Annotated in this window: 1 tRNA gene; it reads left to right on the forward strand. The window is 57.7% G+C overall.

The annotated features are described in order from the left end of the window. Nucleotides 1-140 precede the first annotated feature (140 nt). Nucleotides 141-213: transfer RNA gene (locus FOI68_RS23145), tRNA-Gly, on the forward strand. Nucleotides 214-215: the final 2 nt, after the last annotated feature.

Below are 215 nucleotides of genomic sequence, written 5' to 3' on the forward strand. Positions count from 1 at the left end.
GAATTGGCAGACGCGCTAGATTCAGGTTCTAGTGGTGGCAACACCGTGGAGGTTCAAGTCCTCTCGACCGCACCATATACGTTGCCCCAGATGGCGAAAGCTTTTCAAGCCCAACCGGCTTTTGTCGGGGTGTTGTGAATGCGGACGTAGCTCAATTGGTAGAGCGTCGCCTTGCCAAGGCGAAGGTCGCGGGTTCGAGACCCGTCGTCCGCTCC

The organism is Brevibacillus sp. LEMMJ03 (assembly GCF_007197875.1).
In the GTDB taxonomy this organism is placed as follows: domain Bacteria; phylum Bacillota; class Bacilli; order Brevibacillales; family Brevibacillaceae; genus Brevibacillus; species Brevibacillus thermoruber.